The following is a 15,311-nucleotide window of genomic DNA, read 5'->3' as shown; positions in this document are numbered from 1 at the left end:
GGGCCGGTGGAAACCCAGGAGGTGGCAGCTGTGCCACGCATCAGGATGGCCAAGAAGACGGCGCGTCGGCGGACTGTGCCGGCGCCGGACTTGCGCACCCCTTCGGGACGACTTCTGTCTTTTTGATGGGCACGAGTGCCGTCGGGCGCCTTTCTCCGCTGGTGGCCTCGGCCACCGCGAGTCGCCTGAGCGCCGCATGCTGAGCGCCGCCCTCAGGCTGTGGCGATCATGCCGCGACAGCGCCGGAATTCCAGGCCGAGGCGGAATGCGATGCGCCTTGCAGCCAGACGAATACGTCCTGTACAGGGCGCGTCGCTGCCGGAGTCTCGATACGCGATCCCGTGCCGTTCGCCCGAGTGCGGTCGGCGCGGACCCGCAATCCGGCCACCCAGCGGCCGGCGGTTGCGTAAGAGCCAGTACGGGCGGGTCTCTCCGAGCCGGATGACCCGCCCCGTAACCAAAGCAGGAGCGATCATGACCAAGAACACGCTCGATCCCATGGCAGAAGACATCTCCCAACGCCTCGACGCGGCCGAAGCGCGTGTGCAAGCCCTTGCCCAGGCGCTTCGTGCCTTGGCCGACGGCCTGGAACAGAAGCTCACCGAGGAGCCCGAGCGCGACGCCATGACACGTGGGGCCCGGCTGGCGCACGAGATTCTGCTTGCTCAGGGGCTGTGAAAGGAAGGAAAGACCGTGAAGGTTGCCTTTCCGCACCGCCGCACGCCCGGCCCGGCCTTGGTCAGCGCTTGCCGACACTTGTCCAGCCGAGCGCGCGCCAGCGGCGTCGTCGATTCCTCAGGAGGCGACAATGGACATCCTCGTCGCGTATGCGACCTGCCACGGGTCGACCCGCTCGGTCGCCGAGCGCATTGCCGCACGGTTCGTCGAAGCTGGCCATCGGGTCGATCTCCGGCCTGCGGCCGATGCTCCGCAGAACTTGCGGTACGACGTGGTGGTGGTCGGTAGCGCCATCCACAACGGCGACTGGCTAGAGGACGCCGCCGAGTTCCTCCACCGCTACGCAGCCGAGCTTGCGAGGCGCCGCGTGTGGCTGTTCAACGTGAGCCTCGCTTCCTCCCTCCACGGGCGGCGGGGACGCTGGCTCGCGGCGCACGTGAGGGAACCCCCGGCGGTCGCCAGGGACCACGTCGTGGTCGACCCCCAGGACGTGCACTCGTTCGCAGGGGTCCTCAAACACGAGCACGTTTCCGCACTGTCGCGCCCGCTCCTCTGGGCGTGCGGCGGTCGTTTTGGAGATTTCCGGGACTGGGCCGCGATCGATGACTGGGCCGTCGGAATCGCGGCGGAACTGGTCAGGCCCGTATCACGGTAGGCCTATGCCATGATCTCGCGTGCGCCTTCCGGCGACCTCTGTGGTGAGCCGCGGGGGACCCGATGCCTACCGGACCGCGGGACGCGACCTACACACTCGACGCGCCGTCCCGGAGGCCCGCGACATCGGCGTCATCCGACATCGCCACACATTGTCCACGGTGTTGGTTACGGGCGCCGCCTCGACGCGCGACACCGGGTCGACGTACCCCCAGGGGGTATTATGCAGCATGCGTCCGCGCGGAGCGGCCACCTTCCGATACCCACACATGCCTACCGATAGGGATGACGCCATGCGCTACGACCGGACCGTCCGTCTCGATGCGGACTTCGCCACCACCGTCACCGCCGTCCGCGAGGCCCTTGCCGCGCAGGGCTTCGGGATCCTCACCGAAATCGACGTCACCGCCACCCTGAAGACCAAGCTCGGCCACGACATGGAGAATTACCTGATCCTCGGCGCTTGCAACCCGCCGCTTGCCCTCCGAGCCTTGGACACGGACCGCACCGTCGGCCTCCTCCTGCCTTGTAACGTCGTGGTCCGTGCCGATGGCGAGCACACCGCGGTTCAGGCACTGGATCCCGGCGTCATGGTCACTCTCACCGGCCTGCCCGACCTCCGGTCGGTCGCAGAGGAGGCCACCCGTCGCCTCGATACCGCCCTGAGCAGTCTCGAAGCCACCGGATGAGCGTCGTCGGTGAATGGCGGCGGTGACGCGAAACCGGGCCGCGGACGCCGCTGGGCGTCACCGCTCGGCCGTGCGTACACGCACCTTGGGCGCGGGATCGCATTGCAGGACGTGATCGGCAAGAAACGTCACGCCAACGGAGAGTAACGCCACACCTCGCGTGAGCACGCCATCTCCCTGCCCTGACAGGGGCGTTCTGCGGTCGAGGCCCCGAACCGGGTCCTGTGCAGCCCTCATACCAGGCCGTTTTTCGGAACTGCTCGATGACTCGATGAGCAGGACGTTGTCACGATCGGCTCCGGCCGACGCGGTGGTCGAACGCTCCCGACGGATCAAGTTGCTGCACGAGATCGAGGCGGAGATGACCGCCGCCGCGCGCCGCGAGGTGATCGCGGCCCGGAGCCGGCGCGGAGTGGCCGGTGCACAAGGCCCAGATGACGGCGATCACGACGACGCAAACCTCTGCCGACCAGCGAGCGCAACCGGCAGCATCCGCACCATGGTCAGGCTGATCAGCGCGTAGACAATCAGCCGCCGAGTCGGATGCTGAAGTGCCGGTCCCAGGATCATCGCGCCGAATATCAGAAGACTCGGGGGGCGAGCAACAGGCCGAGACGCTCGGTGAACTCCATGCTCTGCCCGGGAGTTGGGACTTCCGTCGAAACGCCCCGGACCGAAGGCCCCCGGCGCAGATGGCCGCCGAAGGCGAGGCCGGCGGCCCAGGCGCCGAAGAAGTTGCTGCCGTCGGCCGCGACGCGCACCGCGTAGGTGATGCCCGGAACGGCAAGTGTCAGGAATGGGCGCCAGTTCGGTCTGCTCCAGCCCCGCGCGGCACCAGGCCGTCGTTCAGGCCCGACTCGACCGCTAGGCCGCCGCGGACCAGTGGCGGGACGCGCTCGTTGGAGAGGGCCTGCTGCGTTGGGATGCCGGCGGAAGACGGCGATGCGGAGGATCTCATCCGGGCCGACCTCGAGGCCGGAGGGCGCCAGGTCCGCGACCAACGTGCGGTCTCCCTCGCCCGGGCATGAGTCACCGAACCGCCCGGGGGAGCGCACGCACACGCATGGAAGCTGCCTCTAATCCGGCTCCATGTGGGAACGGCGGAAGGTCGAGGCTCGGTCGTCGGGGCTGTGTGGACGTACGGCCGCCAGAGCCTGGGCGACTGCGGTTTCCAGGCTCCCACCGGTATCGATCCCCACGGCCTCTGTCCACGGCGGCTCGATGGCTGCCATGGCGGTGGCCACGTCGAGGTCGGCGTCGGACGCACCGGCCGCGCGGGCGGTCAGGCGCGCCGCCGACACCTCGTTCGGAGCCTGGCAGTGCAGAGCCACCAGGTCTGCGTGGGCGCGTTCCGCCATGTCCACGGCGGCTTCGCGTTGTCGTGCGTCGGACCAGGTGGCATCCAGGACCACGGACTCGCCGCGGGACAGCAGGGCGAACGCGCGGCTGAGCAGGGCCGCGTAGGTCGTGGCGGTCCGCTCGGGCGTGTACAGGCCTTCGCCATAGCGGGCGGCCGCGGCCTCCTCGGGTGGAATGCCCGCGAGTTCTTTACGGAGGCGGTCGCTGCTGAGCAGCGTGACGCCCAGGCGATCGGCCAGTGCGCCGGACAGCGTGGACTTCCCGCTGCCGGGAAGTCCGCCGACGAGAGTCAGGCCGACGACGGAGGCGCGCAGGTGGCGCAGTGTCGTCGAGACCAGTCGCTGTGACGCGGCAGCCGCACCTGGCGCGCCTTGTCGTGCCTGGATCAGGGAGACCTTGGCACGGACGAACGCTCGGTAGGCGACATAGTGGTGCCACAGGGACGGTGGTGCGGTGTCACCGGAGTACTCGCTGTACCGGGTGAGGAAGAACGCCGCGGCATCCGGAGCACCCAGCTGTTCCAGGTCCATGGCGAGGAAGGCGGCGTCGTCGAGACCGTCGACGTAGCGAAGGCGGTCGTCGAATTCCAGACAGTCCAGGACGCGGGGGCCGTCGTCGAGACAGAAGATGTCCTCGGCCAGCAGGTCGCCGTGGCCATCGACCACCCGCCCCTGCTGGATACGCGCGTCGAACAAGGGTTCGCGGCCGGCGAGGTAGCGGTGCACCAACCGCTCGACCTCCTCCACCCCGTCGGGCACAGGACCGTCGGCGGCCAGCGCGCGGACCTGCGCAAAGCTGTCTGCCCAGCGAGACGACAGGGATCCTCGCGTGCCCTGTTCGTCGATCTCCGGGCCGTGTGCCGCTTCCGCGTGACGGGCGGCGAGCAGTCGGGCGACGGCGCGCAGGACCTCGTCGACGTCGACTCCCTCACCCACGAGCCGGGAGAGGCGCCGTTCCGCCGGCATACGACGCATCACCACGAGGGGTTCGGGCATCTCCGCGTCCGGGCTGTGAAATTCTCCCACGCCCAAGTAAACGTCCGGGGCGAAGCGACGATTGAGAGCGACTTCCTGTTCACACGCGTCCCGCCGTGCCGTCCGGGTGGTGTAGTCCACGAACCCCAGGTCGACCCTTTTCTTGAGCTTGTAGGCGCGGTCACCTACGAAGAACAGCACTGCGGTATGGGTTTCCCGCACGTCGGCGCGCGGGACCGGCGAAGCATCGAGATCGGTGCCGGCCCGGACGGCGGACGCCTCGGCCCGATGACCGGACACCACCGGCCCGCTGCGGTGGTCGGGCTCAGTCATGAGGGAGGACGTTGATGGCGCGGTGCGCGTGACGCACGGTGGCCGTGGGACCGGGGTGTGACGGCAAGCCGGGAAGGTTTCGGTGTGCTCCGGCATTGGCCCCGCTTCGGGCGGTTGCAGTGAGTCCGCGTCGCTCGACGTCGTCGGTGATCCCGCGGACAGCGGAAAGGATCCCGGCTGAGCCGTCAAGATCTCCGGTGGTGGCTGGTGCCATGGCGACTGTCTCCGCTTCTTGGGAACTTGAAAGTCATGGTGAGATCGGCCCTCATCCGAGGATTGCGCGGTTTCTCCCGTGGCGCACGTCGACCTCGACACAGCGGTACCGCGATGCGCGCCAATCCGTGCGCCCTATGGCCCGGAGCCACTGTTCGGCAACTTGGCCACCGGTCGCGTGCCGGCGGCGTCGGAGGGACGGATCCGGCGGGCTGGAGAGTCCCTGATGGAAGTGATCGCGCTGTCGCGGGCGTAGTTGGTCGAGACATACGTGCTCGATCAGCTCAGCCATCAGGCGTTGACCGCCTCCGAAATCGCCCGATAGGCGTGTGAGCTGCGGTCGGGGAGCACGTCGTTGCCGGGACAGTCGTGCGGCATGGGTAGCGCGTTGGTGAGGGGTCACACTTTGCCGGGAGGGATTTGCCGCTGACGTCGGAGGAGGTCGTGCCCGAACCGTGCGCCGGAACGTCTGTCGCCGAATCGGGCGAGGGCGTTCCGATTGGGCTCGTGCCCGGCAGAGGCGGGCGTTTTCCGCTTCGGATGGCCCGACACTTTGGCTCTTGTCGTCCGCAGGAGTGGTGCGAGACTTGAAGGGAGGTATGGGACACGGCGCACGTTCAGGTGGTCGCCCTCACGGTCGGCAGAGGCCCCCCTCGCGGACGCGGTCGGCGGCAAGGCCGTGTTTTGGAAAAGGAGTTGGCGTATGTCCGAGATTGGCCGGTACCGGTCGGGTCGGCTGGTCGCAGACCTGGCCGGGATGATTCGGCTCGCGCACAAGGCGCTGACCGAAGCCACCGCCGCCTTGCTCGACATCGCCGACACGGCTGCCGAGTGCACAACGGCCGCCGAGAAGGCGCTGTACGAGCTTCGTGAGGAGATCGAAGACGACGCTTCGGCTGTGCTGTCGGGCGGCTTGCCGGCGGCTGACCCGCGCGCGATCGTGGTCGGCGTCCACGTCGGCACCGACGTGGAATGCCTGGCGACTCTTGCCCGACAGTTGGTCGAACTGGCCTGGGCACGGCAGTCGAGGCGGCCTTTGCCCGCTCGGCTAAGGCTCCCCTTGCGGGGAATGGGCAATCTGGCCCTGACCATGGTCGGCAAGGCGGGTGGCGTGCTGGAGTCCAGCGAATCCGAGGTCGTCGCGGACCTTTTCGGAGACCTGCACGAGATTGCCCAGCGCCAGCGGCTGCTGTACCGGCGAATGCTCTCCGAAACCGACGAGGCCGAGCCCGGTGATGTTGCCGACGCGACGTTGCTGAGTTGTTGTTACGAGCGCTGCGCGAGCCATGCCGTGTCCATTGCCCGCCACGCGGCCCTTTTTGCCGACGGCAGTCCGACCGGCTGAGCAACAGTGGTGTCCGATGCCCGGTCCTGCTCGCCTCGCACGCTCAAAGGTTGAGTTCGCCCGCTCAAAGGTTGAGGGAGGGACGTGACAGGCATCGTCCACCGCGACGAACGCCGTGACCAGGGGCGTCAACCGGAGCGGGGACTAGGGCAGACCAGCCACGGCGGTCGCATCGAGGATCAGTTGCCGGGTGGGAGCGTGGAGGACGCTGCCGTGGTGGGTCACCACGATCGCGGCCTGTAGGGGGTCGTTCAGATCAATCATCAGGGACCCGCCGTGCATGAGGCGTTCGAGCAATTCGGCGACATTGTGCGCGTAGGCGGTCGACGCAGTCGTCGGGACCTGTGATGGCAGGTTGCCCGCGCCGACTACCGTGATGTGCTCGTCACCAACCAGGGCCGTGGTGTCCGGCTCGACAGCCTCGACGTTCCCGCCCGCTGGGCCGGCCGTGACGTCGACAACGACCGAGCCGGGGCGCATTGTCCGGATCGCCCGGGTGGTGATCAGGGGCGGCGCGGGCCGGCCCGGAGGCTCGACAGGCTCGACAGTCGTGATGACGATGTCGAAGCGGGGAAGCACCTCACTCAGGCCCCGGCGTAGCGCGGCCTGGTTGGTGTCGAGCGCCCGAGCGAAATCGACATCGTCGACTGCCGTCCAGAGATCGGGGAGATCGAGGAAGGTGCCTCCCAGGGCGGTGATCTCCTCCTGTGGATGGCGACGTAGGTCGTGGGCGTGGACGAGCGCACCGAGGCGGCGGGCGGTGTCGATCGCTTGCAGGCCGGCGGCTCCGGCACCGACGACAAGTACCCGTACGGGTTCGAAGACCGCTGCCGCCGAGCCCCACGGCGGTAGGCATCGACTCAGGAGGCCGGCCGCCAGCAGGACCGCCCGGTAGCCGGCGATCCTGGCCTGGGACGCGCCGGCGTCCACCGGGTAGTACGCGGCGCTCGATGCGTGCGGGACCAGGTCGAGGCTGATCGCGGTGAGCCCCTCGTCCGCCCAGTGGCGGATCAGGAAGGGGATCCGGGTCGGCCGGAGGAGTGCCACCAGCGTCTGCCCGTTCTGGAGAGGGTCGGGGAACGCGACGTTGGGGGCATGGATCCCGATGAGGATGTCCGCATGTCGGAACAACGCGTCGCGCGGGACGATGTCCGCACCGGCTCTCGCGTAGTCGTCGTCAGGGAACCAGGCCGCCACGCCTGCTCCGCCCTCCACCATGACGTCCAGACCGATGGCGTTGACGGTGCTGATGAGTTCGGGCACGAGTGCGACTCGCCGTTCATCCGACGCCGTTTCCCGATAGACGCCGATCGTGGTGGCGGCCATGGCTCTCTTCCCTCCGTTATGGAGTTTCGATACATCCAAGTATGTCGTTTTTCGAGAGAGTGCGGATGGGTGCGACGGTGGGCACCGCCACCAACGCTTTGGTGGAATGCAAAGACGAGTGGACCGCCCTGGCCTCTGTGACATCACAGGAGTCGACCGTCCACCAGCTGATGACACCTTGCATACGAGCCGATTTCGGGTGCACCGGACAGGTGAGTGCGTTGCCGCCGCAGCCGTGCAGACCTCGATCCGGGCCAGTCTCCGCGGCGCAGTTCCGGCAGCCGGATCGCAGCGGCGGCGGTGAACAACACGAGGATCAGCCGCACGTCCTGGTCCCCAGGACTTCGCGCAACAGCAGCACGGCCCGCTGCTTGGCCGGTAGATGCTGGAGCGCGTTGTCGGCGCCGGCGTGTCGGTGTCGTCGAGGGCGGCGAGCGTCGCGCGCGCTCGTTGCAGGGCGCTGTCGACCGCCGCGACGGTGGTCTCCAGGAGGTCGGCGGCTTCACGTGCCGAGAACCCGGGCGTCGGGGAACGGCTCGACCAACACCCTCTCGTCCCAGGCGACACCGGGGCCGGTGGCGCCGCCGACCGCAGAGGCCAGGTCCATCGGGCGCGCCCGGCGCCGACCGGCATGCAACACGTCGAGGCAGACGTTCGTCGCTATCCGGTAGAGCCAGGTACGCGGGGAGGAACGGCCCTGGAAGCGGTCGGCACCGCGCCACGCCCGGATGAGGGTCTCCTGCACCGCGTCCTCGGCCTCGAACACCGATCCCAACATGCGGTAGCAGTGCCGGATCAGCTCCGCGCGATACGCCTCGAACTCCTCCTGCGTCACCGACCGCTCGGTCTCCGGCATGCGGGTCCCGCTCGCCCTTGGCTGTCATGGCCGGCCATCGTAGGCACACGTACCGCAGGGCAACAATCTCGTTCGTAGGCACCCGCGAGGAATCACAGAGAGTCACATTCGGATCTGGCCGTACGTGGGGCGCGTCCGCGATCGCACTCGTCGTTCCAGACAACCGCCCGTCACCCGCGCCACCCGAACGCGCCACGACCGAACACCCGCGCAATAAGCGCGCGGCGCCCCCGCCCGCCGGGACGCACTCCGCCGCCGCCTCGACCGCGCGTTCGGCGGGCAACTCCCGGACGGAGGCGAAGACGGCGTCGGCGAACACGACGAGGACGAGCGCGGCGGCCACACGACCAGAACGCGGATCCGCCGCAGGTGGGAACCGCGACTGGCCCCTCCGCGACAACCACATGCCGTGTCGTCCTGATCGTGTGAAGCCGGCGGGGAGTGGCAAATCCGCGTGGCGCAGCATGTGTTCACCGGCGTCCAACGCGTCGGCCTCGGACGACGCGAATGGCTGTTCATGTGCCACGATCGTGCCGGTGGTACGACATTTGAGACCCAGGGGGTCCGACGCCCACAGGGCGGCGAGATCACGGTCGCTGATCAGACCGACGGCGTGGGTTCCGTCGATGGCGGCGAGGTGGTGAAGGTTGGCCGGGAACATGACATCCATGGCGCTCCCCAAGGTGTCCTCGGCGGTCCCCGCCACGATCGGCGCGTGCATCGCCTCGCGAACCAGAGGGCATGCGGTGGACATCGCCGAGCCTGAAACCGAGGACATGGGCACACGCGCCCGCTCGGTGACCGGTTCGGCCAGCGCCGAACCAAATGCAATGAGGATGACGCGCCATTCCACCGCGGGACCGCACTGCCGAACCTTCACTGCGTGCTCCCTGGTCCGGCCGAAGGGGCGGACTCGGCGGTGAGATGGGGCTCGATGTCCACGACGCCCTCCACGGCGCGTACAAGGCGCACGGCAACCGGGATGAGTGAGGCATCCCCGATGTGTCCGCGGAGAGTTACGACTCCCTCGTGCACGTGAACGCGGATGGTGTGGCTGAAGGCCGGGAAGAGGTAGGAGACCACGGTGCGTCGGACCTCCTCCTCGATGTCCTCGTCCGACCTCAGGAAAACCTTCAGCAGATCGGCACGGCTGATGATGCCCCGGAGCACGCCCCCGTCGTCCACCACGGGCAGACGTCTGACGCGCCTCATGGCCATGATCCTGGCCGCCTGGGCCAAGGTGACGCCGGCGCGGACTGTGATCGCGGGAGTGCTCATGAGTTCCTCCGCTGTCACCGCCCCTGCCTTGGCCGGGTCGGACAGGCGCCAGCCTTCCTCGTAGTAGTTCGGGTCGCCGTCACGGAACTCCTCCTTGGGGAGCAGGTCGGCCTCGGAGACGACGCCGACGACACGCCCGTCGTCTTCCAGTACCGGCAAGGCACTGACTTTCCACTGCTTCAGGGTCCGGGCGATCTCCTTGAACGGCGCGTCGCGACGGACAGCCACCACTCTCTGAGTCATTACATCGCTGACGATATGCGGGGTATCCGGCATATCAACCACCTCATCTCGCTTCGTCTGTCCACCTCGTCCACGCCGCAGGGGCGCAAACAGGTCCGGATGCGGGCGTCTCGTCACGGGGCCGAGGCGGAGGCCATGTGCCGGGGCTGATGCATCCGGCGCTCTTCCTTCCGGCCGCATGCCTCCACCATCGCCGCAATGCGGCGTGATGCAACCCGGGCCCCGTCAGTGTTGACCTGCAGGATCCCGAGCCCATCGAAAAGGGGGTCGATCTTGTATGGAGCATGTCTCCGCATCCTCGAATACGTCGGCCTCAACGCCCACGAACTCCACCGCCCCGCGCACCGTGAGGTGTTCGCCACCCTCGCCACCCTGCGCGCCAACGGCCACAGCACCGACATCGAGGACATCGCTTGAGACCTCGACGACAAAGGCCTGCTCCGCCGGTGCGGCGGACGCCCCTACCTGTGCTACCTGTGCACCGTGATCGCCGCGGCCTCCCCGCCCGGCCACGCGGAACACCACGCGTGCCTCGTCCGCGAGAACGCCGGCGTGGGCGCTCCTCGGCCGAGGGCGTCGCGTCGCCGCCCACAACGTCGGACGCCGAGTGGCCGGTTCACGACGGGCGGGGCGTGGAAGCGTTCCGGTCGAAGGGCCCTGACGACGTGTTCCCGGACGACATGGCATGGGCGAGGTGCAGGCGCGTTCACAGGCTCGGGTGTCCCGCTCGACGTACCGGACGCGGCCGAACCCCCGTGCGGGCCGCATCCGATACGTCGATTCGGCCCGCCGACGGGGGGTGTGACAGCGGGCCGATTCGGGCCGTCGGACCCGGACGGGAGGGCAAGTTTCCGACGACAGTGCCGTGACGCTACCGATCCCCACCGACAACACCGCGCGGGCCGCCGGCCTCGCGATGCCGGGATCGACACGGTGTCTTCGTGAAGCCCAACCAGGGAAGCCCCGCCGTCATGCAGCAGGCGTGAGCAATCCCACCGGTGATATCCGAGAATGATCTCGTCCAGGCTCCATCACCCCGACGGCAAGGTCGAGACCACCGGATCGCCGCGGTCGACAGCCCTGCGCATCAACTCGGGCGAGTCGTTCGGCGTCGAACGCCCGCTCGCGAACCGTGGCGACAGCGCGAGGTGGTGTCTTGCACAGACCCGAGGACCGAGGTATTCGGCGGTGCCCGCTCGGCGTCGTGTCGACGCGAGCGGGCGGCGGTCCCAGCGGTGACGAAGGCGCGCAGCGCCGCCGGGCCGCGCGTGCTGTGGCGTGGCCCGGCGGTCGCGGGTGTCGATGGGCAGCGAGGGCCCGGGGAGGATGGGGATCGTTTTGCATCGGTGGGTCTCCGGGAGATCGTCATGGACGTGGGTGAGGTGTTCGGTGCTTCCGTCCTTGGGCTCGGTGTGCGGGCGGGCAACCTCGCGGCGAGGGCGCTGTACATTTCCGCCGGTTTCGTACCCACCGGCCAGACCTTCGGCGACGAGGCGATCTTGGAGCTTCGCTCGTCCGCCGAGGCCGGAATCTGACGATTTCGCATTGTCCGGGCACGGACCGTGCCCGATACCGACTTGGCCGCCGCGACGTTCGTGCCCGCGACGTTCGCGGAGACCGTCGCTCGCCGCCGCGAGTTGTCCGCAGGGCGTCCGGGCGTTGTCCGCCAGGCGTCCGGGCCGCCGTACGGTGTCCGACCCTGGTGCTTGTCGGGCGCCTTGCAGTCGGTTACGCCACGGGTGCGGTGCTGCGGACACCGGAGTGTGGGGTGTACCACCCGCCGACGATCGGGCCCGCCCGTCGATCCCTTGGAACGCATCGCGACCGACCTCGCCCACACTGTCAGGGATCTCCCCATGATGCCTGGGGGTATGGCCGTTCGCGCGGACGGGTACCCGCGTCGCGACCCGGCGACCGAGAACCGGGCGATCGGTCCCAGGAGGCCACCCGCATGGACTCGCAGAACCAGGATGTCACCCACCGACGCTCCGACGCCCCGCACGACGCCAAGGACGCCCAACTGGAGCAGTACCGCGTCCATCCCACGGCCAAGCACCTGACCACGAACCAGGGCGTCCGGGTGGACGATGACGACAACTCGCTCCGAGCCGGGGTCCGCGGTCCCACGCTCCTCGAAGACTTCCACTTCCGTGAGAAGATCACGCACTTCGACCACGAGCGCATCCCCGAGCGCGTCGTGCACGCCCGCGGGGCGGGCGCGTACGGTTTCTTCGAGGCGTACGAGTCGATGGCGGACGTCACCCGTGCCGCCTTCCTGGCCGAACCTGGCCTGCGTACACCGGTGTTCACTCGGTTCTCCACCGTCGCCGGCTCGCGCGGATCCGCCGACACCGTACGCGACGTACGCGGATTCGCGGTGAAGTTCTACACGGAAGAGGGCAACTTCGACCTCGTCGGCAACAACATGCCGGTGTTCTTCATCCAGGACGGAGTGAAGTTCCCCGACTTCGTGCACGCCGTCAAACCCGAGCCGCACAACGAGATTCCGCAAGCCCAGTCGGCGCACGACAGCCTGTGGGACTTCGTCCGCAACCAGCCCGAGACCACACACATGATGATGTGGCTCATGTCCGACCGCGCCATTCCGCGCAGCTACCGGATGATGCAGGGATTCGGCGTCCACACCTTCCGATTCGTCGACGCCGACGGCCGTGGCACGTTCGTGAAGTTCCATTGGAAGCCCAGACTCGGTGTGCACTCCCTCGTCTGGGACGAGACGCAGAAGATCGGCGGCCTGGACCCGGACTTCAACCGCCGGGACCTGTGGGAGACCATCGCGGGCGGCGACGCCCCCGAATGGGAACTCGGCGTACAACTCGTTCCGGAGGCGGAGGAGCACGCCTTCGACTTCGACCTGCTCGACTCCACGAAACTCATCCCCGAGGAACTGGTGCCGGTGCGTCCGATCGGGCGCTTGGTCCTGGACCGCAACCCGGACAACTTCTTCGCCGAGACCGAACAGGTGGCCTTCCACACCGCCCACGTCGTGCCCGGCATCGACTTCACCAACGACCCACTGCTCCAGGCCCGATTGTTCTCCTACCTCGACACCCAGCTCATCAGGCTCGGCGGCCCCAACTTCGCGCAGATCCCGATCAACCGCCCGGTCGCCGACGTGCACAACAACCAGCGCGACGGCCACCACCAGATGCGCCTCGACCGTGGCCGCAGCAGCTACAGCGAGAACAGGCTCGGCCGGGGCTGCCCGATCGTCGCCGGCCCGGACCACGGCGGCTACGAGCACCATCAGGAACGGGTCGAGGGCGCCAGGATCAAACAACGCAGCCCCAGCTTCGACGACCACTTCGGGCAGGCGGCGCTGTTCTGGCACAGCATGAGCGACTGGGAACGCGACCACATCGTCGGCGCCTTCCGCTTCGAACTCGGCAAGTGCGACGCCCACGACATCCGGGAGGACGTCGTCGCGCTGCTCGCCAACGTGGACACCGAACTCGCACGCAGTGTCGGAGCCGGCCTGGGCATCACCCCACCGACCCGCACACCGGCACCCGTTCCCGAGCCGTCCCCGGCACTGAGCATCGCCAACAACCCGGGCGAAGAAGGCATCCACACACGCAAGATCGCAATCCTCGCCGCCGACGGCGTCGACCGCGCCCACGTACGCACCGTCGCGACCCACCTGACCGAACACGGCGCGACCTGCGAGGTCGTGGGCCCGCGCCAGGGTCCCCTGCGCGCATCCGACAACGAGGAGATCGAGGCGCGGCGCTCACTGCTGACCGTGGGATCACCGCTGTACGACGCGGTGTACGTTCCCGGCGGCGCCGAGTCGGTCCAGGCACTGCGGACCGACGCCGACGCCCGGGAATTCCTCGTCCAGGCGTATCGCCACGGCAAGGCGATCGGCGCCACCGGCGAGGCAGACGCATTCCTGAAGCACTGTGTCGTGCCCGCCGACGCGCCCGGGGTCGTCATCGTTACGAACGTCTCCACCATCTTCGTCGACGCGTTCACGACAGCCATCGCCGCCCACCGCCACCACGACCGCGCCTGACCAACAGCGGCGATCGCCGACCTTCGCTGCTCGTCGCGGCGACCCTGCCCGCATTCCTGGTGGCCGATGCGGAAAGTGGGACCTCACTCCGGAGGTGAGCAACCCCGACCCCTCGACCCCGCCGACACCCACGGCGGTCACCGCCTACGGGACGAGGTCACAGCCGGTCGGGGTCGGGGCGCAGGCGGCCGCGAGCACCGTGCCAACGCCCGTCTCCCGCGTCCGGGCCGGAAACCCCGGCGCCGGGGGAGCGTGACAATCGTCCGGATCGACGCCGTAGGCAATCGATGGAGCGGTTCGAAGGGGCGGAGACCGGAAACGGAGCGTGGGTCACCGCGCCTGCCCCGAACCCAATCGCCGGTTTCAGGGGGCGTGAATGTTCGCTTCGGCAGCGCCGGGGCATCGCAGGCTTCGTTGGGGTGATGGACGATCTCCGGGGGTGAGGCGGTCGGCTTCGTCGAGCAGGTGGCGGCGCAGCCGGGTGTGGGCGAGTTCGTTTCCCGCGGAGGCGGTGCGGCCCATCGGCGCAGCACCCTGCGCCTGAACGGCTGTGACCGCGCCGCCAGGGACATGCGGGTCATCCCGACACCGGCGGGGAGGCCACGGGACCCGTTGAAGGCGCCCGCCCTCGCCCCCGTGTGTTCTCGGCCAGGACGATCCGGTCCAAGCCCAACCGCTTCATCCCAACTCGCGCGACCGTGTCCCCAGGATGTGCGTGCTTTTCCCGACTCGCGCCGTCTCTCCCCGCGGGGCCGTCGCACTTGCCGACTCCTACTTCCGCACGTCAGGGAACGCGGTTGCCGGCGGGTGGGATCACGACTGCCTGTCGATGTGTTCGGTGTAGAACTCGTTGAACGCCGCGAAGGCCCGTGCACCGTAGATGGTGGCGGGCCCGCCGTTCATCAGGAAGGTGACGCCGAGGGTCTCGGCCGCTTCCTGCACGGTGGCGCCCTGAAGCACGGCCGCGTGCGCGTGCGCGGCGATGCAGCCATCGCACTCCTTGCTCACCGCGATGGCGAACGCGAGCTCCTTGACCTTCCCGTCGAGGGCACCGGAGCGAAGTGCCGCGTCGTGGAGCTCCTTGTAGCCCTGGTAGACGTCGGGAATCGCATGTCGCAGCTCACGGGTGAGGGGGCGTAGTTCGTCTCGAACTGCTTTTCCGTGGCTTGTACTCATCGGAGGTCTCCTGTCTGCCGCACCGGCTGCCATTTGTCAGTTGCACACGGCCCCGCCGGTGGGGTCGGTGCGTGCCGGGGTTTCTTCCGCGCCGGCCGGTCGGGCCGCCGGGCCGATCCCTCACAGCGGTCGGGTTGTGTCTTCGACGCGG

General features: G+C 68.5%; 13 protein-coding genes and 1 pseudogene. 8 read left to right on the top strand and 6 right to left on the bottom strand.

Annotated features, from left to right (window positions below; genetic code table 11):
- Positions 1-474: 474 nt before the first annotated feature.
- From ACIBSV_RS46330 to ACIBSV_RS46315, 4 genes are all read left to right on the top strand, one after another.
- Positions 475-678, top strand: coding sequence for a hypothetical protein (locus tag ACIBSV_RS46330; RefSeq protein WP_395873567.1), 204 nt, complete (start codon positions 475-477; stop codon positions 676-678).
- Positions 679-808: 130 nt separating this feature from the next.
- Positions 809-1,333 carry a flavodoxin domain-containing protein gene (locus ACIBSV_RS46325; protein ID WP_395873566.1) on the top strand — a complete coding sequence of 175 codons (525 nt, stop codon included), beginning with the start codon at positions 809-811 and terminating at the stop codon, positions 1,331-1,333.
- A 292-nt stretch (positions 1,334-1,625) separates the two neighbouring features.
- Positions 1,626-2,021, top strand: a complete 396-nt coding sequence (locus ACIBSV_RS46320; RefSeq protein ID WP_395873565.1) for a DUF302 domain-containing protein — start codon at positions 1,626-1,628, stop codon at positions 2,019-2,021.
- Positions 2,022-2,292: 271 nt separating this feature from the next.
- Positions 2,293-2,544 carry a hypothetical protein gene (locus ACIBSV_RS46315; protein ID WP_395873564.1) on the top strand — a complete coding sequence of 84 codons (252 nt, stop codon included), beginning with the start codon at positions 2,293-2,295 and terminating at the stop codon, positions 2,542-2,544.
- Positions 2,545-2,602: 58 nt separating this feature from the next.
- On the opposite strand, the gene ACIBSV_RS46310 is transcribed toward ACIBSV_RS46315, so the two are convergent.
- Entirely contained in the window at positions 2,603-2,782 is a 180-nt protein-coding gene (locus ACIBSV_RS46310) for a hypothetical protein (RefSeq protein WP_395873563.1), read from the bottom strand.
- A 315-nt stretch (positions 2,783-3,097) separates the two neighbouring features.
- Positions 3,098-4,576 carry an AAA family ATPase gene (locus tag ACIBSV_RS46305; protein ID WP_395873620.1) on the bottom strand — a complete coding sequence of 493 codons (1,479 nt, stop codon included), beginning with the start codon at positions 4,574-4,576 and terminating at the stop codon, positions 3,098-3,100.
- Positions 4,577-5,603: 1,027 nt separating this feature from the next.
- Between ACIBSV_RS46305 and ACIBSV_RS46300 the strand changes: the two genes are divergently transcribed.
- Positions 5,604-6,245 carry a hypothetical protein gene (locus tag ACIBSV_RS46300; protein WP_395873562.1) on the top strand — a complete coding sequence of 214 codons (642 nt, stop codon included), beginning with the start codon at positions 5,604-5,606 and terminating at the stop codon, positions 6,243-6,245.
- A gap of 144 nt (positions 6,246-6,389) precedes the next feature.
- Here ACIBSV_RS46300 and ACIBSV_RS46295 read toward each other — a convergent pair whose 3' ends face one another.
- From ACIBSV_RS46295 to ACIBSV_RS46285, 3 genes and pseudogenes are all read right to left on the bottom strand, one after another.
- Positions 6,390-7,571 carry an NAD(P) transhydrogenase subunit alpha gene (locus ACIBSV_RS46295; protein WP_395873619.1) on the bottom strand — a complete coding sequence of 394 codons (1,182 nt, stop codon included), beginning with the start codon at positions 7,569-7,571 and terminating at the stop codon, positions 6,390-6,392.
- Between the two features lie 408 nt (positions 7,572-7,979).
- Positions 7,980-8,427: pseudogene (locus ACIBSV_RS46290) on the bottom strand (sigma-70 family RNA polymerase sigma factor); the annotation flags it as partial.
- Between the two features lie 876 nt (positions 8,428-9,303).
- Complete coding sequence (locus ACIBSV_RS46285) at positions 9,304-9,981, bottom strand: CBS domain-containing protein (RefSeq protein WP_395873561.1); 678 nt, start codon at positions 9,979-9,981, stop codon at positions 9,304-9,306.
- A 240-nt stretch (positions 9,982-10,221) separates the two neighbouring features.
- Here ACIBSV_RS46285 and ACIBSV_RS46280 point away from each other — a divergent pair, with 240 nt between their 5' ends.
- The 3 genes from ACIBSV_RS46280 (at position 10,222) to ACIBSV_RS46270 (ending at position 13,984) form a co-directional block, all read left to right on the top strand.
- Positions 10,222-10,365 carry a hypothetical protein gene (locus ACIBSV_RS46280; RefSeq protein ID WP_395873560.1) on the top strand — a complete coding sequence of 48 codons (144 nt, stop codon included), beginning with the start codon at positions 10,222-10,224 and terminating at the stop codon, positions 10,363-10,365.
- Between the two features lie 818 nt (positions 10,366-11,183).
- Complete coding sequence (locus ACIBSV_RS46275) at positions 11,184-11,483, top strand: hypothetical protein (RefSeq protein WP_395873559.1); 300 nt, start codon at positions 11,184-11,186, stop codon at positions 11,481-11,483.
- Positions 11,484-11,899: 416 nt separating this feature from the next.
- The gene (locus tag ACIBSV_RS46270) at positions 11,900-13,984 is read left to right on the top strand and encodes a catalase (protein ID WP_395873558.1); all 2,085 of its coding nucleotides are present in this window, start codon (positions 11,900-11,902) and stop codon (positions 13,982-13,984) included.
- A gap of 813 nt (positions 13,985-14,797) precedes the next feature.
- On the opposite strand, the gene ACIBSV_RS46265 is transcribed toward ACIBSV_RS46270, so the two are convergent.
- Positions 14,798-15,160, bottom strand: coding sequence for a carboxymuconolactone decarboxylase family protein (locus ACIBSV_RS46265; RefSeq protein ID WP_395873557.1), 363 nt, complete (start codon positions 15,158-15,160; stop codon positions 14,798-14,800).
- Between the last annotated feature and the right edge of the window lie 151 nt (positions 15,161-15,311).

Source organism: Embleya sp. NPDC050154, assembly GCF_044460165.1.
Taxonomy (GTDB): domain Bacteria; phylum Actinomycetota; class Actinomycetes; order Streptomycetales; family Streptomycetaceae; genus Embleya.
This window is presented reverse-complemented; position numbering and strand designations above follow the sequence as displayed.

Coding starts and splice junctions, on each gene's coding strand:
- ACIBSV_RS46325 (WP_395873566.1), top strand. CDS start 809: ATGGACATCCTCGTCGCGTATGCGACCTGCCACGGGTCGACCCGCTCG.
- ACIBSV_RS46270 (WP_395873558.1), top strand. CDS start 11,900: ATGGACTCGCAGAACCAGGATGTCACCCACCGACGCTCCGACGCCCCG.
- ACIBSV_RS46285 (WP_395873561.1), bottom strand. CDS start 9,981: ATGCCGGATACCCCGCATATCGTCAGCGATGTAATGACTCAGAGAGTG.
- ACIBSV_RS46295 (WP_395873619.1), bottom strand. CDS start 7,571: ATGGCCGCCACCACGATCGGCGTCTATCGGGAAACGGCGTCGGATGAA.
- ACIBSV_RS46300 (WP_395873562.1), top strand. CDS start 5,604: ATGTCCGAGATTGGCCGGTACCGGTCGGGTCGGCTGGTCGCAGACCTG.
- ACIBSV_RS46265 (WP_395873557.1), bottom strand. CDS start 15,160: ATGAGTACAAGCCACGGAAAAGCAGTTCGAGACGAACTACGCCCCCTC.
- ACIBSV_RS46320 (WP_395873565.1), top strand. CDS start 1,626: ATGCGCTACGACCGGACCGTCCGTCTCGATGCGGACTTCGCCACCACC.
- ACIBSV_RS46330 (WP_395873567.1), top strand. CDS start 475: ATGACCAAGAACACGCTCGATCCCATGGCAGAAGACATCTCCCAACGC.
- ACIBSV_RS46315 (WP_395873564.1), top strand. CDS start 2,293: ATGAGCAGGACGTTGTCACGATCGGCTCCGGCCGACGCGGTGGTCGAA.